At 53.4% G+C, this 20,989-nt stretch carries 11 protein-coding genes; 3 read left to right on the plus strand and 8 right to left on the minus strand.

Features of this window, described 5'->3' with window-relative positions:
- Positions 1-35 precede the first annotated feature (35 nt).
- The 6 genes from JTN23_RS15205 to JTN23_RS15230 all read right to left on the minus strand — a co-directional run bounded on the left by JTN23_RS15205 (position 36) and on the right by JTN23_RS15230 (position 12,093).
- Positions 36-3,524 carry a SusC/RagA family TonB-linked outer membrane protein gene (locus JTN23_RS15205; protein WP_247235709.1) on the minus strand — a complete coding sequence of 1,163 codons (3,489 nt, stop codon included), beginning with the start codon at positions 3,522-3,524 and terminating at the stop codon, positions 36-38.
- A gap of 667 nt (positions 3,525-4,191) precedes the next feature.
- On the minus strand, positions 4,192-5,160 hold the full coding sequence (locus JTN23_RS15210) for a FecR family protein (RefSeq protein WP_247235710.1): 969 nt from the start codon (positions 5,158-5,160) through the stop codon (positions 4,192-4,194).
- A gap of 101 nt (positions 5,161-5,261) precedes the next feature.
- On the minus strand, positions 5,262-5,834 hold the full coding sequence (locus JTN23_RS15215) for an RNA polymerase sigma factor (RefSeq protein WP_247235711.1): 573 nt from the start codon (positions 5,832-5,834) through the stop codon (positions 5,262-5,264).
- A 244-nt stretch (positions 5,835-6,078) separates the two neighbouring features.
- A complete protein-coding gene (locus JTN23_RS15220) occupies positions 6,079-7,257 on the minus strand; it encodes an efflux RND transporter periplasmic adaptor subunit (RefSeq protein ID WP_247235712.1) in 1,179 nt (392 codons plus the stop codon).
- A gap of 13 nt (positions 7,258-7,270) precedes the next feature.
- Positions 7,271-11,605, minus strand: a complete 4,335-nt coding sequence (locus JTN23_RS15225; RefSeq protein WP_247235713.1) for a CusA/CzcA family heavy metal efflux RND transporter — start codon at positions 11,603-11,605, stop codon at positions 7,271-7,273.
- Positions 11,606-11,700: 95 nt separating this feature from the next.
- The gene (locus tag JTN23_RS15230) at positions 11,701-12,093 is read right to left on the minus strand and encodes a hypothetical protein (RefSeq protein ID WP_247235714.1); all 393 of its coding nucleotides are present in this window, start codon (positions 12,091-12,093) and stop codon (positions 11,701-11,703) included.
- 262 nt (positions 12,094-12,355) lie between these two features.
- Here JTN23_RS15230 and JTN23_RS15235 point away from each other — a divergent pair, with 262 nt between their 5' ends.
- A complete protein-coding gene (locus JTN23_RS15235) occupies positions 12,356-13,411 on the plus strand; it encodes a M12 family metallopeptidase (protein ID WP_247235715.1) in 1,056 nt (351 codons plus the stop codon).
- Between the two features lie 133 nt (positions 13,412-13,544).
- Here the strand turns inward: JTN23_RS15235 and JTN23_RS15240 are convergent, their stop codons facing one another.
- Positions 13,545-14,408: an alpha/beta fold hydrolase gene (locus JTN23_RS15240; protein WP_247235716.1), complete on the minus strand. Its 864-nt coding sequence runs from the start codon at positions 14,406-14,408 to the stop codon at positions 13,545-13,547.
- 390 nt (positions 14,409-14,798) lie between these two features.
- On the opposite strand from JTN23_RS15240, the gene JTN23_RS15245 reads away from it, so the two are divergent.
- Positions 14,799-19,694 (plus strand): glycoside hydrolase family 9 protein, encoded by a 4,896-nt coding sequence (locus JTN23_RS15245; RefSeq protein WP_247235717.1) that lies wholly within the window; start codon positions 14,799-14,801, stop codon positions 19,692-19,694.
- 119 nt (positions 19,695-19,813) lie between these two features.
- On the opposite strand, the gene JTN23_RS15250 is transcribed toward JTN23_RS15245, so the two are convergent.
- Entirely contained in the window at positions 19,814-20,038 is a 225-nt protein-coding gene (locus JTN23_RS15250; RefSeq protein WP_247235718.1) for a hypothetical protein, read from the minus strand.
- 36 nt (positions 20,039-20,074) lie between these two features.
- On the opposite strand from JTN23_RS15250, the gene JTN23_RS15255 reads away from it, so the two are divergent.
- Complete coding sequence (locus JTN23_RS15255) at positions 20,075-20,962, plus strand: dienelactone hydrolase family protein (protein ID WP_247235719.1); 888 nt, start codon at positions 20,075-20,077, stop codon at positions 20,960-20,962.
- Positions 20,963-20,989 lie beyond the last annotated feature (27 nt).

Raw genomic sequence — 20,989 nt, forward strand, 5'->3', positions numbered from 1 at the left:
AAGTTAAGAATGACTCAATTCGTTGATAGCCGGGCTTAGAAATTGGCGTTGATACCAAACATCCAGGTGCGGGCTTGCGGGAAGTACCCCTGATCAATCCCCATCAGCTTCGGATCAGTGGATCCCATCTCCGGGTCCAGGCCCGAGTACTTGGTGAGTGTAAACAGGTTTTGTGACCCTACATACACCCTTACCCGCTGGATCTTAGCCTTGTCCAGAACGCTGGCCGGTATGGTGTACCCGAGCTGCAGATTCTTCATACGCATATAGGAACCGTCCTCAATGAAGTAGTCAGACACATTGGTGTTCAGGGCGGCATTCTGCGAGATCTTATAGTACTCGTTGGTAGTACCTGGGCCATTCCAGGCTTTCTCGAGGAAGCCTTTGGGAGCATTGTACCAGCCGGTACCCGCTTCGGTATCGTAGCGCAGGATGTTCATGACATCATTGCCCTGTGAGCCCTGCAGGAAGGCACTGATATCAAAGCCTTTGTAGCTGGCATTCAGGGTCAGGCCGTAGATAAAGTCCGGCCAGGGATTACCGATAAGGGTACGGTCATCGGCATTCAGTACATTGTCGCCATTGATATCCTTAAAGCGAATATCACCGGGGGTAGAAAGACCTTTCTGTGGACTACTATTTACTTCATCCTGGGTCTGAAAGATACCATCCGTGAGCCATCCGTAGTAGTAGCCAACGGGCATTCCCTCTTCGGTTTTAGTGAAGACCTGACCCAGGTGGGCGGTAGCATGGATGGGCTCGCCACCTCCCAGGGTAAGTACCTCGTTCCGGAAGGTAGACAGCGTAGCTCGTACACCATAGGTGAAGCCTCTGATGGAATTATCATAGCCCAGCGCAAACTCCCAGCCTTTATTCACCATCTTACCCGCGTTGGACCAGGGGAAGTTGGGGTAGCCTAGCGTAGTAGGCAGGGGCACGATCAGGAGCATGTTGTCGATCTCCTTATTGAAGTAGTCAACCGTCAGGTTTACCTTATTTTCAAACAGCCCTACATCCAGACCCACATCCGTCTGCTTGGACGTTTCCCACTGCAGGATGGGGTTCCCGATGCTTGTTCTTCCTGCTCCCAGGTAGCCCGTGGTATTGTTACCAAACAGGTAGCGGCCGTTGTTGCCGTAGGTAGACAGGTACGCTCCGTTACCCACGTTCTGGTTACCTATCAATCCATAGCTCGCTCTCAGCTTACCCTCCGACAGCCACTTCAGCCCAGCGTCTTTTACAAAGTTTTCGTTGGTGAAATTCCAGGCGGCCGATACCGACGGGAAGGTGCCCCAGCGGTAGTCTTGGGCAAAGCGCGAAGTACCGTCTCTACGGATGTTAGCCGCCACGACATAGCGACCAGCGTAGCTGTAGGTAACCCGCCCAAAGTACGAGTTGAGCGCGTTGGAGTAGGTATAGCCCGATGCTCCGGGATTGATCGTAGCCGCGTTGATGATCCGCATATCGACATCGTTATTCACGATCCCCTGCTTGGAAGCGCCATACTCAAGTCCCCTGGTTTGCTCGGCTGACGTACCGGCCAAAGCCGTTACGTGATGATCCCCCCATACCTGGTTGTACGACAGGGTATTTTCCCACAGGAAGTAATTGGACCAGTAGGAGTAGTTGCTCACGGTATTGAACACGCTGTAATCGTAGCCGTTGAGGTGGTACTGGGGGGTAAAGCCTTTGGAAAGTCCCCGGTGAATATCCAGACCGAAGTTGCTGCGGAAGCGCAGCGGCTCAATGATCTTGATTTCGAGGTTGGCGCCCCCTTTCAGGCTTATCCCTTCCCAGACGCTCTGGCGCATGCGCTCAATCTGCGCTACCGGGTTGGGCTTGTTGGTATAGAGTACACCGGCGTACTGCGAGAAGGGGTTACTGGCGTCGTACCCGTTCATGATCGTCTGGTAGAACGAAGGGATGTTGGTCAGGTTGTTACGATAGACCGGCGTAATAGGGTCGGCGGTCATCGCACTGAATATAGTACCCGAGAAGGGATTGTTCTCGTTAATGTTGCGACGGCTTTCGTAGATGACAGCCATGTTAGAGCCCAGCCTTACCCGATCACTGATATCTGAGGTTATGTTGTTGCGCCAGGAAATACGGCTGTAGTCAGATCCGCGTACGATCCCTTTCTGATCCATGTAACCCAGTGAGGAGGCAAAGTCCACCTTTTTGCTTCCACCCGACACGGAGATATTGTAGTTCTGGATGGGGGCATTGTACTGGGTGATGTGCTTCCACCAGTCGGTACCACCGGCACCGGTGTTGGCTTCCACAAACCGCAGGGCCTCAGCCTTCATGGCATCCGTTATGGGTAAAGCGGCGCCTACGGCCTGGGCGGCCCGGTTCTTATAGGTAATGAATTCTTCGGCGTTGAGCATGTAAGGGCGCTTCCAGGGCGACTGAAAACCGTAGTAGCTGTCGAAAGACACGTTCATAACCTCCCGCTTGGCTCCCTTCTTGGTCGTGATCATCACCAGACCGTTCGAAGCCCGTGATCCGTAAATAGCCGCCGCCGAAGCATCCTTATGGATGTCCATGGTTTCGATATCGTTGGGGTTTAGCCAGCCAATGCTACTCTGCGGCAGTCCATCCACGATGTACAGGGGTTCGTTGGAGTTGTTGATCGAGCCAATACCCCGTATCCTGACTACCCCCATTGAGCCGGGGCTACCGCTGCTTTGGGTGACCATCACACCCGCGGCTTTGCCCTGCAGGGCATCCGAGGCTGAACGCAGGGGCATATTACTAATCTCGCTTCCTTCAATGGAGGATACGGCTCCCGTCACGTCTTTCTTGGTCACCGTTCCATACCCCACTACCACCACTTCCGAAAGAGATTTGGAATCCAGGGATAGTTTGATGTCAATGATGGAGCGGTTATTAACCGGCACTTCCGTAGACAGGTACCCGATGAATGAAACCACAAGGGTAGCATTCTCAGGTACTTCTGTCAGTGAGTACCGTCCCTCGTTATCGGTGGTAGTACCTTTACCCGTATTCTTCACCACGACACTGGCACCCGGCAGGGCCTCACCGGTAGCAGCATCCGTAATCGTACCAGATATGGACAGGGCTGTCTGGGCTGTAGTACCTTTAGCCGTAGTAGCCAGCAGTAAAGGCGTTGCACCACCGGTTCGGCGGGCCAGGGCATTTTCTTCAACACGAACAGCCTGGGGTACCTTAGGGTCTGTTTTGGGCTGGATGCCTGATTCTTCGGCACCTTCTCCTTTATGATAGATCACATAAAAGTTTTCGCGAAGCTGCTTAAATGAAAGATTATTAGGCTCCAGCATGTGCTTAAGCGACTGCTCAAGGGATAATTTCCGGACAGCCTCTTTGACTGTCTTACCATGTACATGGGTAGAATTGTACAGAAAGGAGACGTTAAACTGCTTTTCCAGCTCTTTTAGTTTGGTCTCCAGGGACCTGACGAGCGGCTGTTTGGGGAGCTTTTGGTTTTGACTTCCCCGGTTGGCCTGCAACGGAGAAGCCTGCTTTGCCCTTGCTGTAATCATACAATTACAACAAAGCATAAGAATGCTTAACGTAAAGATAAATCGTTTCATAGGCAATGGTTACAATAAAGGTTTGGAATAAGTGGCTTGTTTTCTCGGCTGGTACTAATCAATTCTGCCTTCTAGTACTACAGTACCTTTTCCTTTTGCTTACCGCCATCTTTACGTTAACTTTTTAATAATTTTTTTCTGCATGCTTCATATTTAAGAAGTATCCGCAGAACACTTCAGTATTTTATTGATAAAGAAGTACCCCATCCTCAGCTTCTGAGATTAACCATGACAAAGAAGCCATTACTTTATATATACATTTATAAAGTAATCGCAGTAGTACCTTTACCCAAGTCAATGAAGAGGAAGTTAATAAATGCTGAAGCTGATAATCAGGTAGCTGATGTTACACGTAGTGTAAGAGTAGGCAAATTACTAAAGTATATGAATGACACCAGGACAGGTACTTACCCAGGGTGCATCTGGCATCAGTAAGGTACTTGCCGGGTCAACAGGGGTAGGGAAGTTAAGATTAGGAACCGAGACAGAGCTGCTTCGGGGTCTATCAGCCAGAAGATCGAATGAAACGCTCGCATATATACGCCACCAGTAAGACAGGTTACAACAGTTCCGGTGTAACAGCATCAACAAGAGCTTAATAATCCTATACAGAAAATCAGGGTTGTTTGTCAGTAAGATAAATTGTCTTCTCTTCCTGCCTGATCGTGAGATTACAGGTAGAAGCGATTCCTTCCAGTAGAATACTCACATCATCCATGGGAACGGCTCCGGATACCTGTCTCTGCAGCAGCGCAGGATTGTCAGCTACTACTTCCAGGCCGTACGTCTCGGCGAGCATTTCTGATATTTCTTTCAGGGAGGTATTTTTCAGCACCAGCCGGTGATCCGTCCAGGACGAATACAGAGAGGGATCTACCTGTTTATGCACGTACCTGGACGGTTCAGAAGCAAACTGGACTAACTCACCCGGCTTAAGGAGTAGCGTATCTTTTTTCAGGTTACACTGTACTTTCCCTTCGTTCAGTACCACCCGCTTGCCGGACGCCCGGTTGGTGACCAGAAACTGGGTACCCAGTACATCCACGCTAAAGTCAGGGGTCGTATTAACCCGGAACTTCCGATGGTCCCGGGTATGAACTACTTTGAAGAAAGCTTCTCCTTTGAGCTGTACCTCCCGCAGTAGATCCCCCTCCCAGTCAGCGGCGTATACTAATTCAGAATTACCGTTCAGAACTACCTCCGTCCCATCGGGTAGAACAAACGTTTTAATTTCGCCAAAGTCCGTCGTCACCTGTACAAGGCTACTACTCTGGTAATAGTGATAGATACCTATTGACCCGAGTAGTATACCAACAAACACCGCCGCTACCCAATACCAGCGGGTAAATATACCCGACGCCGGTAGAGGCTTAACAGGCACCTGAGACTCCTCAGCGGGCTCCGAAAGATCAATGGAAGTAGTAATGTTACTCAATAGCTTCACCTCCAGGGCTGACAAGGCCGCCTCAGACAGTTGATCAGTGAAGTTGGGGTGATCGGCCGGAGCGGCATACCATTGATCCAACTCCGCCGACTCCTCCTCGGTAGCCTGGCCGGTACTCTGTCGTTCCAGTAAATAGTTCAATCGTTCTTTCGTCATTGATCTTTCAGGACCTATTGGATAGCTTGTTGTTATATACTAGTAACGTTACGAAGCCTACTCCGCCAAAAAATTCAAAATTAAGTTTAAATGGTAAGGGTATGTACCCATACCAGCAGGGCCGCTACAAAGTCTTTCAGGCTCTGTCGGAGTAGCTTCAGGGCTTTTCCCATTTGTTTCTCAACCGTATCCAACGGTATATTTAACTGATCGGCTATTTCCTTGTAGGTGTAGTTTTCTTTCCGGCTAAGGAGGTACACCTTCTTCAGCTTTTCCGGAAGGTGCTCAATGCTTTTTTCCAGGGCAGCCGCCAGTTCCTCGTAGTAGATCGTGTCTTCGATGAAATTCTGTTCAGGAGTAGCGGTATGATTCAGAGAATCCAGATAGGCTTCTTTGACCTTTCGGGAACGGATGAAATTATAGATACTGAATTTCAGAGCTCCCTGCAGGTAGGCTTCCAGGGTGGTAGTAATCTCGAGCGTGTCTCTCTTAGACCAGATGTACACAAAAAGGTCTTGAATGACCTCTTCAGAGTCCTCCCGGGACAGGAGCCTCCGATAGGCCGTATTATACAGCCTGCGCCAGTACTTTCGGTATAATTCCTCAAAAGCCTCCCGGTCTCCCTCCTTCAAACGGGCGAGAGCCTGTACATCATCCATATGGGAGGCCAGCTTATTTATGATACCTGATTTTTAGAATGAACGTCCATCATCCTGAAAAGAAGCGGCAAAGTAAGCGATTCTAATGTAATAATTTACAGGCGCATGTGTAACGCATACAAAGTCAAACAGGTGCTTATAGACCAAGAAAACAAAATAAGCTACCGGGTACAGACAGCAGTTTTTTAAACATGCCTGCCCCCGGTAGCCTATACTAATCAGATCCTTAACCGTTACCTCACCATCAGCCGGCCTGCTTGGCGCGCTCGGCACTGATGAAGTACGCCCCCTGGCGTACAATCTCCCTGGCATCAAGGTCTGTGGGTAGCTGAACCTCGGTTGAACGATTCTGGGTGATCCCTACGGTAACGGGTACCAACCTGAACTGGTAGGTACCTGCCGGGCCGCCAGTCTCCCGCACGTAGACGTACGACCGATCGCCTTCGGTCACTACGGCCTCTTCCGGAAGGGCCACGACGGATTTCTGATCCGCCAGTATGGTTGCCCGTACGTAGGATTCGGCAAACAGCCTTCCAAACTCCTTACTTATGAGGTTGGCATGCACCAGTACCGTTCTGGTCTCGGTATCAAAGGCTTGCCCCACCCGATAGACTTTGGCCTGCATCTCCCCCGTCTGCTGCTGGGGAATCACAAAGCGTACCATCTGCCCCTCCTTAACCTTACGAATATCTTTCTCAAATACCCGTAACTCAAGGTATAAATGCTCTTTATTCACAATCTCGACCAGAACGTCAGTAGGCCCCACGTACTGGCCAATGCGAAGATTGACCCGGTCGACGTAGCCGCTAATAGGAGCCAGCAGCGGGATGGTTCGGCTGATGGTACCTTTGCGGAGCTGTTCCAGGGGAATATGCAGGGCTGTCAGCTGCGCCTCCAGAGAAGTAAGTAGTGCCTTGGACGTTTCGACATCTGCCGTAGATTGCTGCAGCTTGCGCCGGGCCCCCACTTCTTCCCGGTTCAGTTCCGTTTGCCGGTCCAGTTCCTGACGCTCAAACCGGCTCTGGGCCAGGGCCTGCAGGTACTCCTGCTGGAGTTTGATGTAATCGGGATGCTCCAGTACAGCCAGTACCTGTCCTTTTCGGACATAATCTCCCTCGATCAGGCGGGTAGAGCGGACGAAGCCGCCCAGGGGTGCATGTACACTGGCCTGGTGGTCTGGCGGAGCCTCCAGCTTGCCCGTCGCCTGAATGGTTTCACCGAGCATCAGCGTATCGGGAGCTCCCAGTACAATACCCGTTTCGCGAAATTGCGCTTCACTGATGGTAACAGACTGAGGTGTTGAAGAAAGAGTGGGCTGAGCCTCCTCCACGGGCTGATCCGCCGAGGGGGAGCAGGCGAGTAATCCGCAAAGACCCGCGGACCAGAGCGCGGTCAGCCAGTAGTGAATTTGACGAGTTTTCATAAAACGTAAGTAATTAGGGTGTAACAGGGGCAAAACCTGTCAGTGCTTCCTGCTCGATTAATGTCTGATTATACTGCTGAATGGCATCCAGGTACTGTTCCCGGATCTGCCAGGCCTGAGCCGTACTCTGAACGAACTCCAGGTACTCAATATCACCACTCAGGTAACTCTTTTCGGCCGTCTGCAGGATGAGTCTGGCCTGCGGCAGTGCCGACGTTTCGTAGTACGTGAGCGTAGCCAGCGACTGGGCATACTGCTGTTCCCGGATGGATAGCTCCCCCCCGAGCCGGTGCTGCTGGTAGTTAAGCTGGCGCTCGGCGATGACTCCCTGTAGCCTGGCTACCTCCACCCTGGCCCGCAGAGGCGCCAGGAACAGGGGCATTGATAGTCCGATCTGGTACACCCCGAAACCACTGCGCCGTTCGATGGACTGGGACAGGTACCCCAGCCGTAGGTCGGGCAGAAACCGTTGCCGTTCCAGATCGGTTTGCCGGCGGGCGGCTTCCACCTGCTGACGCATCACTGCCAATTGGGGATTGGTACCCAGGGTAGGTTGCATCGCCGGAAACCCTGCTTTCAGGGCTATGGTAGTATCAATGATCACCGGCTCGGACTGCTGCAGCAGTATGGCCAGCGTCTGGCGCCCCACGGCAATATCCGTTTGCAGGATGGCTAGTCTGTTCTGAATGTCCCGCTGTCGGGTTTCGGCGGTTACCTTTTCCAGCTGATTCGTTTCGCCGGTCCGGTAGCGTACGGAGGCCGCGTGGGCGGCTTTTTGGTACAGGGTGTCCTGGGCCTGCAGCAGCCGCAGGCGCTCGTAGCTGATCCGGAGCTGAAAGAAGGCCAGCTTGATCTGGCGGATGAGTTCGGTTTTCTGAACCGCTACCTGCCGCTGGGTAAGCCCCTGCTGGGCCTGCAGGAGTCGTTTCTGAGCTCCGTATACCGAGGGCAGGGAGAGGGACTGCGTCACGGTCAGGGTATAGTCGATGGGGTATGACTGCAGCTGTCCCCGCTGGTAATCCAGGGTCGTGGCCGGAATGTCCCAGGCGGTTTTGAGCATTTTCCGGGCTGCCTCAATTTCCAGGCCGGCGGCCTGTATTGCGCCGTTATTCTGTAACGCTTTCTCAATGGCCTGATCAACGGTCATGGAAGCTGGCTGCGCCTTGGCTGCGCTGAGTCCGCTAATAGCCAGGACCAACCAGATAAGGGTATGGAGTACGGCCGGCTGAGTAGTTGGGGAAGCCTGGCGGGGCGGACGGCTCTTGCGACCCGACACCAGCGTATACAAGACCGGAAGTACGACCAGCGTGAGCAGGGTTGCTGATACCAGTCCCCCGATCACTACGGTAGCCAGGGGCTTCTGAACTTCGGCTCCCGCCGAGGTAGACAGCGCCATGGGCAAAAAGCCCAGGGAGGCCACTGCCGCGGTCATCACCACGGGGCGGAACCGTACGGCGGTCCCTTCCCGTACCCGCTGAAACACATCCGTCACTCCCTCCGCTTTCAGCTGGTTGAAATAGCTGATCAGGACGATGCCGTTGAGCACGGCAATACCGAACAGGGCAATAAAGCCAACGCCTGCCGATATGCTGAACGGCATGTCACGCAACCACAGCGCCAGGATGCCTCCAATGGCCGACAGGGGAATGGCGGAGAATATCATCAGGGCCTGCTCCACGGAGCCAAAGGTGAAGAACAGGAGGATGCCGATCAGGGCCAGGGCCAGCGGAACCGCAATGGCTAAGCGTTCCTTTGCCTTCACCAGATTTTCGAACTGCCCTCCGAAGGTATAGCGGTAGCCCGGTGGTAGCGGGACGTTCTTATCCAGCCTCTCCTGCATCTCGGCCACCAGGCTCTCCACATCCCGTCCCCGTACGTTAATGCCAATCGTGATCCGGCGCTGGGCGTTGTCGCGGGAAATCTGCATGGGGGCGTTCTGGTAGCGGATAGAAGCCAATTGTTCAAGAGGCACCTGCTGCCCATTGGGCAGATCCACGTAGAGTTGACGGATATTTTCGATGCTCTGCCGGTAGGAGCTGTCCAGCCTTACCACCAGATCAAAACGTTTTTCACCCTCGAAGATGACCCCCGCGGCCTCTCCGGCAAAGGCCGCCTTCAGCGTCCGGTTGAGGGAGGCCACCGAAACCCCGTACTGGGCCAGTTGGGGGCGGTTGTACTGCACCAGCATTTGGGGGAGCCCCGTGATCTGCTCCACTTTCAGATCCGCCACCCCTTCAATGTCCTTGAGCTGAGCGGCGGCCTGGTTGGCTTTGGTGTAGAGCGTATCAAGGTCTTCGCCATAGATTTTCACCGCAATGTCAGATTTAACACCCGTCATTAGTTCATTGAAGCGTAGCTGAATCGGTTGGGTAAATTCCAGATTAAGCCCCGGGAGTACCCCCAGTGCCCGCTCCATTTTCTGGATCAATTCTTCCTTGGTTGAGGCCGTAGTCCATTCATCCGGATTTTTCAGCAGTACCATCACGTCAGCGGCTTCGATGGGCATGGGATCGGTGGGAATTTCGGCCGTACCGATTTTTGATATCACCTGCCTGACCTCCGGAAAGCCATTTTTCAGGATGGTTTCTAGGCGGCGGGTGGTCTCGATGGTCTGGGTGAGGGAGGAGCCCGGCTTGAGCGTCAGGCTAATGGCAATATCCCCTTCGTCCAGATTCGGGATAAATTCACCACCCATCGTAGCGAACAAACCTACGGCGCCAGCGAGCAGTACTCCCGAAGTAACCAGTACCATCCGGCGCCAGCGCAGGGCTCCCTCCAGTAAGGGAGCGTAGCCCCGGTAGAGCCCCTTCATGATCCGGTCGGCCAGGGTACCTTCTTCCTGGATATCTTTGCGCAGCAGGGTGGCGGCCATCATGGGTACGTAGGTCACGCACAGCAGCATGGCGCCAATAATGGCAAAGCCGACCGTCAGAGCCATGGGCCGGAACATTTTTCCTTCGATCCCCGTCAGCGACAGGATTGGGACGTATACAATCAGGATGATCAGCTGCCCAAACAGCGCGGAGCGCATCAGGCGACTGGCCGAATCCAGCGCAATCTCATCCATCGTACCCAGGCGGGAAGCCTTGGTGTGCACAATGCTGAATATCATGCTTTCTACAATGATGACGGCTCCGTCGACCAGCAGGCCAAAATCAATGGCCCCCAGGCTCATCAGGTTGGCCGAGACGCCAAAGACGTGCATCATACCCAGGGCAAACAGCATACAGAGGGGGATGACCGAGGCGACCACCAGACCGGCCCGCCAGTTTCCGAGCAGGAGCAGCAACACGCTCATCACGATCAGCCCTCCTTCCAGCAGGTTCTTGACCACCGTATGAATGGCCCGGTCAATAAGCTCTTTCCGGTCCAGGAAGGGCTCAATCTCAATACCCGGGGGCAGGGTTTTCTGGATCTGCGCAATGCGCTGCTTCACGGCCTCGATGGTGGCCTCGGAGCTGGCCCCTTTGAGCATCAGCACAATGCCACCCACCACTTCACCCTTGCCGTTGCGGGTCATGGCACCGTAACGGACGGCATGGCCCAGGCCCACGTCGGCCACATCACGGACCAGTATGGGAGTAGCCCCTACGTTCTTGACGACAATCTGGCCGATTTCATCCCGGTTTTTCACCATGCCTTCCCCGCGGATAAAAAATGCCTCCGGGCCTTTTTCGATGTAGCTACCGCCGGTGTTGGCATTACTGGCCGTGAGGGCATCTACTACCTCGGTCAGGGTCGTGTTCATGCCCCGTAGCCGCTCTGGATTTATCCGTACTTCGTATTCTTTCAGAAAGCCGCCCAGGCTACTTACCTCCACAACGCCGGGTACGCCGGCCAGCTGCCGCTTCACGATCCAGTCCTGTACCGTACGTAATTCGGTGGCCGAGTAGCGGCTTTCAAAACCTTCCTTCGGGCGCACTACGTACTGGTAGATCTCTCCCAGTCCGGTCGTGACCGGAGCCATCTGGGGGGAACCGGCCATGATCTCTCCCTCGGCCGCTTTGAGCTGCTCGGCCACCAGCTGCCGGGCCAGGAAGGTAGGCGTGGATTCTTCAAAAACAACGGTTATGACCGACAGGCCAAAACGCGAAATAGAGCGGATTTCGGTAACGCCGGGTACATTGCGCAGGGTAGTTTCCAGCGGAAACGTAATAAACTGCTCGGTTTCCTGAGCCGCCAGCGACGGCACCTGAGTAATGACCTGAACCTGATTATTGGTAATATCGGGGATCGCATCAATGGGAAGCTGCCGCAGCGCATAGGTACCCCAGGCAATCAATGCCAGAATACCCAGTACCACCACCAGCTTTTGTTTGATGCTAAACTGAATGAGTTTATGCAACATGTACGTACTAACTACTGATTAAGGAAAATAAAACAGATAGAGGTCCAGGAGCTTAAAGACCTTAAGCCCGGACAACATAGATCCAGTAAGAGTAGTTAGCCAACCTGTGGAGGGTGGAGCAACGGCGAAGTAGCCTGAAAAGAATACAGGTTCTGGTAAGAAAAGCAGGCTTTGACCTCGGGGTCCAGAAGCACTTCCTGAACCGGTAGTCGCTGAGGATGAGTGACTACAAAGACAAAGCCGGTCGACAGATGATTATAGAGCGGAATCTTGACGTCTTCGTGGGGTGTTTTGGCATGCTCTGAAGAGGAGCTATAGTGCATGTCCAGAAACTGCCAGATGTCAAAGTTGGCTCCCGCCTGCCGCTTGTGAAACTGGTAATGTACGATGAGTCCCGGTATCTTGAATACCTCCTCCACGTCTGTCTGGGGAAACAGGCTGCCTGCAAACATCAGTATACCTAGAAAAAGGGCAGTGGCGGACTTCATCTGGTAAAATTACATCCGAAATTTCGTGTGACAATCGGTTACATATAAATTGTTTAAAAAATACAACCAGAAGTCAGGTAAATATAATTAGTAGTGGCAAGGTAGTGGGGAATAGAGTAGATATACAGCTGTTAGCCATCCATAGCTTAAGCAGGCTCGAGTCGCTGCCTTTACATTTTAGTGAGTGGTAATTCGTCTTATCCCTTTATTGACTAAATTGAAGTAGCTCAATCCATTACTCTATCCTATCCTATTTCACACCATGGAAACGCCACGTTACTGTTCACTGGTCACGGCACCACCCACTCCACTACCGCCCGATGTAGCCGGGGTAAGGGCGAGGTTAATACTCCTATCCCGAAAGAAGTGGGTCAACGGAACCAGGCTGAGGTACTACTTCTTCAACGGCCCGTCCGATGGTTCACCTACTGCCTGGAAAGGCGCAGAAGCACAGAAAAATGTGGTAAGACAGGCGTTTGGTGTCTGGAAAAGCCAGGGAATTGGTCTGGAGTTTGAGGAAACCAACGATAAAAATGAGGCAGAAATAAGGATCGGGTTTCTGAAAGGAGATGGGGCCTGGTCGTACGTGGGGCGGGATGTGATTGACTTTGTAACTTCTCCCAACGAACGGACCATGAATTTTGGCTGGGACATCAGCAATGAGCTGGACACCGCGCTTCACGAAATAGGTCATACGCTTGGGGCACCGCACGAACATCAGAACCCGTTTGCGGGTATCGTATGGGATGAAGAGGCGGTATACGCCGCCCTGGCTGCGCCACCCAACAACTGGCCCCGCGAGACCACCTACCACAACATTATCCGGAAGCTATCCGTCAGCGAGGTAGAGGGCTCCACCCATGATCCCAATTCGGTCATGCACTACCCCTTTGGTCCGGGCCTGATCAAAGAACCCGTCGAGTTCAGAAATGGAATCGAGCCAGCGGGTGGGCTTTCGGCCAAGGATATTGAGTTCGTAAAGAAGTTTTATCCGCCCCTGACTAAGAAGGACTACATCGAACTGAAACTGGCGAAGTCGGAAGTACTCAATATCAAGGCGGGGGAACAAAAGAACTTTGTATTCAAGCCGACTATTTCCAGAAGGTATAAGATCGAAACCTTTGGTACAATGGATACCGTGATGGTACTTTTTGAACGAAGTAACGGCGAAGAACTGTACCTGGCCGGGGATGATGACAGCGGCACCAACCTGAACTCCCGGATCCAGATCCGACTGCTTAAAGGCCGGGAGTACGTTATCCGCCTCAGGCTGTACTATGCCGAGAGCGAAGGAAGCGGCTCGGTAATGGTGTACTGATCTTTTTCAAAATGACTATGTAGCCGGGTGACGGTACCTGATAAAAACGACCAGGTACTTGCGGCTCTCCGCAGAGAGTCACAAGTACCTGGTACTACTTTACGGGAAACATCAACTAATCTAATCAAACCAATTAATAGGAGGTAGTGCTGCCGGATTTGATAAAGGTGAGCAGGTCCTGATTCAGCCGGTCCTTCTCCGTAAAGAACAAGCCGTGCGGGGCACCACCGTATACAGTGTACTGTGCTCCCGGAATAGCCTTAGCCGTTTGTTCTCCCGACGCTTCGATGGGTACGGTTTTGTCATCATCCCCGTGGATGATCAGCGTAGGTACCTTGATATATGTCAGGTCGGCCCGAAAATCCGTCATGGCAAATGCCTTGGCGCATTCGATGGTCGCAACGGGCGAGGCCAGATACGCCCTGAAGAAATCCCCGTCCAGGTGCGCCTGGCTCACCGGATGGTTCAGGAGGTTTACTCCGTAGAACTGCTTACCGAACGTCTGCAGGAAATCAGCCCGGTCTTTCTGAATGTTTTCGAGTATCTCATCGAATACCTCCTTATCCACACCACTCGGATTATCCTCTGTCTTGAGCATATAGGGCGTTACGGCACTGACCAGTACGGCTTTGGCTACCCGCTGGCCGTTGTGACGGCTCATGTAACGGGCTACTTCGCCTCCTCCCATCGAAAAACCCACCAGCGTCACATCAGTTAGGTCCAGGTAGTCAAGTACTGCTTTGAGATCATCAGCCAGGGCATCGTAGTCGTAGGGGCCGTAGGGTTTGGAGGACTTACCGAACCCCCGACGGTCATAGGCGACCACGCGCAGGCCATGCTTAGGTAGTTCGGTCAGCTGGTACTCCCACATTTCGTGGCTCAGCGGCCAGCCGTGAATCAGTACTACCGTTTGGGAAGAGGTACCCTGGCTGAGATCAGCATAATATACGTTGATGTCATTGCCCAGGGCGTCAGTGCCTGCTTTAATGTAACTCATGGTGAATGTAGATTGAAATGTGGAACAAGGTTTACCAAAACCTACGGAAGTGGAGCCAAAATGGATGTAACTTAATTATTTTTTTACTTCTTCTCACATCCCCTGTATGAGCGAAAGGCTGCTGGAAAAGTATCTCCGAGCTCTTCAAAGAAGCCTACTAATCAACCATTACCAATCAGCCCCCCATACATTAGTTGACCAGCTACCACCACTCAATCAGTATTCTTCACGGTTCATTCACTAAATATCCCCGTTGGTAGCATACCAACCTTTTTCTCCGCTCCTGACTCTATAAGTTTGTCTGCTTTTAGTCCCCGGATTAGCAGTCGCATTAGCCATCAAAAATTTTTCACTAAAAAATACCCGCGCGGGGTGCGGGCATTGCTTTCTATGAAACGTAAACTTTTATGGACTTTCGTCTGGGTGCTTATGGCATTCCGGAGCTTAGCTTCACCTTCCACCACAACCGGTTCGATCCGGGTCGATCAGTTTGGGTACCTGCAGAATTCCCGCAAAGTAGCAGTTATCATCAATCCACAGGTTGGTTCCAATGCGGATCAGAAGTTTAACGCCAGTACCGGCGAAAACCAGTACCAGGTACGCCGCTGGGCCGACGATGCTGTGGTATTCAGCGGTACTATCCAATCCTGGAAAAACGGCACGGTTCAGGCCTCATCCGGCGATCAGGGCTGGTGGTTTGACTTTTCGGTGGTCAATACCCCCGGTTCGTACTACATCTTTGACGTAGGCAACAACGTAGGCTCCTACCGCTTCGAGATTGGCGACCACGTCTACAACGAGGTCCTGAAAGCTGCTGTACGTACCTACTTCTATCAGCGTATCAATTTTGAAAAAAAGACTCCTTTTACTGATGCCAAATGGGCGGATGCCGCCACCCACGAAGGGCCGGGACAGGACCGCCAGGTAACCAGCCGGCACGACAAAGGCAACATGGCCACCGTGCGCGACCTGCACGGGGGCTGGATGGACGCCGGGGATATGAACAAGTACGTAACCTTTGCGGAGGAACCCGTAGCCCTGCTGGTGGAGTCGTACCGGCTGAATCCTTCGGTATTTGGCGATAACTTCAACATTCCCGAATCGGGTAACGGTATTCCGGATGTACTGGACGAAGTAAAATGGGAGCTTGACTTTATGAAGCGGATGCAGGATGCTACCGGTACCGGGGGCTTGTTCCTGAAAGTGGGCGTTGACAACTACAACGAAACCAATCCGCCCAGCGCCGACAAGCGTCCCCGCTACTACCTGCCCGAATGTACATCGTCTACTCTGTCGGGAGCGGCCATGTTCGCCGTGTCTGGCGCGGTATTTCGTACCATTCCGGCTCTGAACACTTACGCGCAGGACCTGATCGCCCGTGCTGAACAGGCTTTTGCCCGCGCCAAAGTAACGACCAACTACTTCACTACCTTCGAGACCAACTGCGACGACGGCAACATCAAGTCCGGTGACTCGGATAAGCCCGCAGATATCCAGAAACAGTCGGCTGTAGTAGCCGCTATCTACCTGTTTGAGGCCACCGGCAAAGCGGAGTACAAAGTATTTGTGGATCAGTATTACTCCCAGATCCAGCCCATCGCCAACGAATGGTGGGGGCCTTACCTCATGCACGTGCACATAGCCCTGCTGCGCTACGCGTCCAATCCAGCGGCTACTCCCTCGGTAGCTACCCGGATCCGCAGCATGAAGAGCGTGCAGAACGGGGTACTCTCTATCAATGACTACAACGCCCGCACCGACCTGTACCGGGCGCACATGGCCGATGCCCAGTACCACTGGGGCAGCAACCAGGTACGCGGTAACGCCGGTATTGTCAATATGGATTTCGTGGACTTCAATATCAACGGGTCCAACAAGGCGCTGTACCGGGAAGTAGCGGAGCAGTACCTGCACTGGTTCCACGGGGTCAATGCGCAGGGTAAAGTAATGCTGTCGAACATGTACGCCTACGGAGCCGAAAACTCGCAGAATGAGATATACCATACCTGGTTTGCGGATGGTACCGAGTGGGACAACGCGCTGACCTCGCCCCGGGGTCCGGCGCCGGGCTACCTGACGGGCGGCCCCAACAACATGAACCAGTACGACGGCACGCAGGGGGACATCCGTAACGAGCCCCTGCAGAAACGATACAAAGACTGGAACACCGGCTTTCCCGAAAACTCCTGGATTTTTACGGAGGTGGCAATCTACAACCAAGCCCCCTACATCAGCCTGCTTAGCCGCCTGATGACGCCTACCTCGGACCCAACCGATACCGAGGCGCCTACGGCACCTAACCAGCTGGTAGCCTCGGATCTCTCACCCTATTCGGTAAAGCTGACCTGGAACGGATCCGTGGATAACCGGGCCGTAACGGCTTATGAGATCTACCAGAACGGTACTAAAGTAGCCGAAACGCCGCAGACGTACTTTAATCTTACGACGCTGTCACCCGGCACTACCTACGAGTTTACGATCAAGGCCATTGACTTCTCGGCCAACCGCTCCAATCCGAGCAACGCTGTAACCGTTAATACACCGGCTCCGAGCCCCAACGACTACATCATCTACGGTGATGCCCTGAAGAGTACGTTTACGAACTGGTCGTGGAACAGTACCCAGGACTTTGCCAACACGGCTCCCGTTAAGTCGGGTGAGCGTTCGCTGAAGGTAACTACTACCGCGGCCTGGGGTGCTTTGAGCCTTCGTAACAGCGAGATTCTACGCACTTCCAACTATCCCGGTGGCGTGCAGTTCTGGTTCTACGGCACCGAAAAGCCAGTACGCGTAACTGTTAATCAGACGGAGACGGGGGAGTCTTCCTCATCCTACCGCATCAGCGCCGAACCCAATACCTGGACGCTGGTACGGATTCCCTGGAGTGAATGGGGAGATGTGCCTCAGATACAGCGCATCAATTTTATGGATGGTTCGGGCGAGCTTCAGAGCTTTATTATTGACGATGTGCGGCTGGTGGCGGGCCAATCTACACCCGATACCCAGGCTCCCAGTACTCCGTCCAACCTTACCGCTACCAATGTGACAGGTAACAGCCTGCGCCTGACCTGGACGGCTTCGACGGATAACATTGGCGTTAAAGCGTACGAAGTATACCGGGGCACTACGCTGCTGGATGGGAATGTGACCACCAATCAGCTGGATGTAACGGGCCTGAGCTGCACGACCAACTATAACTTTACGGTGAAGGCCCGCGATGAGGCTGGTAATGTATCAGGCAGCAGCAACACCATTTATGTCAATACCCTGTATTGTTCGGATAGCCAAGCCCCTAAAGTACCTGCCAACCTTACAGCCAGCAACCTGACCGGCACGGGCCTGACCCTAACCTGGGAAGCCTCAACGGACAACGTACGGGTCACGGCCTATGAGGTCTACCGGAATGGTACCCTCATCAACGGGAATGTAACAGGTACTTCACTCCCTGTTACCGGCCTGAGCTGCAACACGGCTTACAACTTTACCATATTGGCCAAAGACGCAGCGGGTAATAAATCAGCCCAAAGCCCTGCGCTTACAATAACTACCCCCGAGTGCGGAGATAGCCAGGCGCCGGGTGTTCCTACCAGCCTGTCCGCCAGCAACGTGACGGCTTCGGGCCTGACCCTTACCTGGACAGGGGCTGCGGATAACGTGGGAGTTGTGGCCTACGAAGTATATCAGAATGGTACCCTGCTGAATGGTAACGTGACAGGTACTTCACTGGCCGTGAGCAATCTGGCCTGTGGTACAACCTACTCGTATACGGTACTGGCCAAAGATGCGGCTGGTAATAAATCGGCATCGAGTACTGCCTTGAATGCGACTACCCTGGCCTGTCCACCCGCTGAGCCAAACGGCCGTGAGGTAATCTACGACGAGGCCCTGCACGCCAACTGGCAGGAGTGGGGCTGGGGCATTAATCCTAACTATACCAATGCTAGTCCGGTCAAAGTAGGCCAGAAATCCCTGGCGATCAATTATACGAGTGGCTGGGGGGGCTGGTCCATCATCCGCAACAGCCATTTCACCACCACCGCACAGACTACCATTCGCTTCTGGATCTATGCCACCACCAACAAGACGATTGGCGTATGTACCTTCTCCGAAAACGAAACGGGTCAGAGTCCTTACGTGTCGTTCCAGCCTACGCCTAACGTGTGGCAGGAGGTAGTCATTACGATGCCGCAGCTAGCTAACCCGGCCCGCATCAAGCGAATGATCATTCAGGCCCAGGCATCCGACCCGAATCTGATCTACGTTGATAACATTCGTCTGGAGCCATCCATCAACCTGACCGCCAGCCAGGTGACAACGACCAGCCTGCGTCTTGACTGGACGGCACCTACCGATATTACGGCCTCAGCCTATGAGGTATATCAGGATGGTACGCTACTCAATGGAAATGTGACCGGTACCTCCTACGAGGTAGCGGGCCTTACCTGCGGAACGGCGTACTACTTCGAGGTGGTAGCCAAAGAGGCGGCCAGTACCACTACTGTGAGAAGCATACCGCTGAATGTAAAAACCGTAGCTTGTCCAAACACTTCAACCGTCGAGATGGTCTACGATGAAGCCCTGAATGGGGCCTGGCAGGAATGGTCGTGGGGTATTAACCGCAACTACTCGAGTACCAGTCAGGTCAAAGCGGGAGAGAAGGCTCTCTCTATCACGTACAACGGCGGCTGGGGTGGCTGGTCCATTATCCGGAATGCCCACTTCGTACCTACCCCGCAGTCGACGCTCCGGTTCTGGATCTATGCGACTACCAACAAGAAGATAGGCGTATATACCAACGCAGAAAACGACGGCCAGCAGAGTCAGGTGGCAGCCTTCGTACCGACGCCCAATGCCTGGCAGGAGGTAGTCATACCCATGTCTCAACTGGGTAATCCGGCCCGCATCAAACGCATCACGGTACAGTCGCAGGCTTCGGGTGATAACCTGATCTACCTGGACAACGTCCGTCTGGAAACGCCAAACAGCAACCAGGCTGCCCGCCTAGCGGCTCCCTCGGCGGAGGCTCCTGCCGAAAGCCGCCTGCTGGTTAGCCCCAATCCGACCGATGGACCGGTAAAGGTACAGGTATGGACTGGTGAAGCACAGGAAGCCACCCTGACAGTGCTGAGCGCTACAGGCCAGCCGGTGTACTTCCAACCTGTACAGGCACAAGCCGGTATGAACGAGTACACGCCCGACCTGAGCCAGCTCACACCGGGAGTCTACCTGGTGCAGTGGAGTACCGCTACCCGGCGACTGGTACAGCGTCTGGTACTTACGAAGTAATTGCCTGGTCAAGCAGCCGGGTTAACTACTAGTCCTGTAAGTTAACCTGAACATACCTGGAGGAGCCCGTGATAGCTTATCACGGGCTCCTTTATTAGTATCCGCTCTTATGGGCTCAGCTACCCATCATTCTTCAGGAGGCCCCTGATTACTTTTAGCAGGTTAACACTGATTCGGGTGGTACAGTAGATAGCCCCCTGACCTGACTTATGAATCACGGTCCAGAGATCCCCATCGAGCAGAAGGAACGAGTACTCACAATGGGCTTTGTCAAAAGCTGTGCGTTCCTGACTTTGGGGTAGGATACCCGAAATCGCGATATACCGCATATCCAGTAACCACATCACCCATTCTTCTACATCCCTATACTACTTACCAACATGAGCGAAATCAAAAAAGAAGACATCAAGCAGGAAGTATTTGACTTGTATGACGACTACGCCCACGACCGCATCGACCGCCGGGAGTTTACCCAGAAGCTATCTACCTACGCTGTTGGAGGTATCACAGTCGCCTCCCTGATGAGTTTTCTGATGCCCGACTACAATGGGGGCGTACAGATCAAAGCCGATGATCCCCGTATTAAGTCCGACTACGTCAACTACCCCTCTCCCAAAGGAGGTGGTACGATAAAAGCTTTACTTTCGATGCCCGCCGATGCCAGTAAAAAGCTGGGTGGTATTGTGGTGGTCCACGAAAACCGGGGGCTCAATCCGCACATCGAAGACGTAGCCCGCCGGGCGGCCCTGGCCGGTTTTGTATCGATTGCTCCGGATGCCTTGACACCCCTGGGTGGCTATCCGGGTACTGATGACGAAGGTCGTACCCTGCAGAGCAAACGCAACCGGGATGAAATGCTCGAAGACTTCATAGCAGCTTACGACTATCTCAAAACGCACAATGCCTCCAATGGCAAAGTAGGAGTAGTAGGTTTTTGTTTTGGCGGATGGGTGGCCAACATGATGGCCGTACGCATTCCGACGCTTGCCGCATCCGTTCCGTTTTATGGCGGTCAGCCCGCCAAAGAGGATGTACCTGCCATCAAGGCTCCGCTCCTGCTGCACTACGCCGAGCTGGATACGCGGGTCAATGAGGGCTGGCCGGCCTACGAGGCTTCCCTCAAGGAGCACGGCAAGCAGTATACGGCCTATATGTACCCCAAGGCCAACCACGGATTCCATAACGATACCACCCCCCGCTACGACAAAGCGGCAGCCGAACTGGCCTGGAAACGCACCACAGATTTTTTTAAGGATAAATTATTGTAAAAAATACATTAAGAAAGCAGCCCTTTC

Origin of the sequence: Telluribacter roseus, from assembly GCF_017355915.2 — a bacterium.
Taxonomy (GTDB): Bacteria; Bacteroidota; Bacteroidia; order Cytophagales; family Spirosomataceae; genus Telluribacter.

What these genes read in the sequence shown, in the direction of transcription:
- JTN23_RS15215 (WP_247235711.1), bottom strand. Translation starts at nt 5,834, where the DNA reads ATGGATGATGTACAGGCTCTCGCCCGTTTGAAGGAGGGAGACCGGGAG.
- JTN23_RS15250 (WP_247235718.1), bottom strand. Translation starts at nt 20,038, where the DNA reads ATGTGGTTACTGGATATGCGGTATATCGCGATTTCGGGTATCCTACCC.
- JTN23_RS15235 (WP_247235715.1), top strand. Translation starts at nt 12,356, where the DNA reads ATGGAAACGCCACGTTACTGTTCACTGGTCACGGCACCACCCACTCCA.
- JTN23_RS15220 (WP_247235712.1), bottom strand. Translation starts at nt 7,257, where the DNA reads ATGAAAACTCGTCAAATTCACTACTGGCTGACCGCGCTCTGGTCCGCG.
- JTN23_RS15230 (WP_247235714.1), bottom strand. Translation starts at nt 12,093, where the DNA reads ATGAAGTCCGCCACTGCCCTTTTTCTAGGTATACTGATGTTTGCAGGC.
- JTN23_RS15240 (WP_247235716.1), bottom strand. Translation starts at nt 14,408, where the DNA reads ATGAGTTACATTAAAGCAGGCACTGACGCCCTGGGCAATGACATCAAC.
- JTN23_RS15225 (WP_247235713.1), bottom strand. Translation starts at nt 11,605, where the DNA reads ATGTTGCATAAACTCATTCAGTTTAGCATCAAACAAAAGCTGGTGGTG.
- JTN23_RS15245 (WP_247235717.1), top strand. Translation starts at nt 14,799, where the DNA reads ATGAAACGTAAACTTTTATGGACTTTCGTCTGGGTGCTTATGGCATTC.
- JTN23_RS15255 (WP_247235719.1), top strand. Translation starts at nt 20,075, where the DNA reads ATGAGCGAAATCAAAAAAGAAGACATCAAGCAGGAAGTATTTGACTTG.
- JTN23_RS15205 (WP_247235709.1), bottom strand. Translation starts at nt 3,524, where the DNA reads ATGATTACAGCAAGGGCAAAGCAGGCTTCTCCGTTGCAGGCCAACCGG.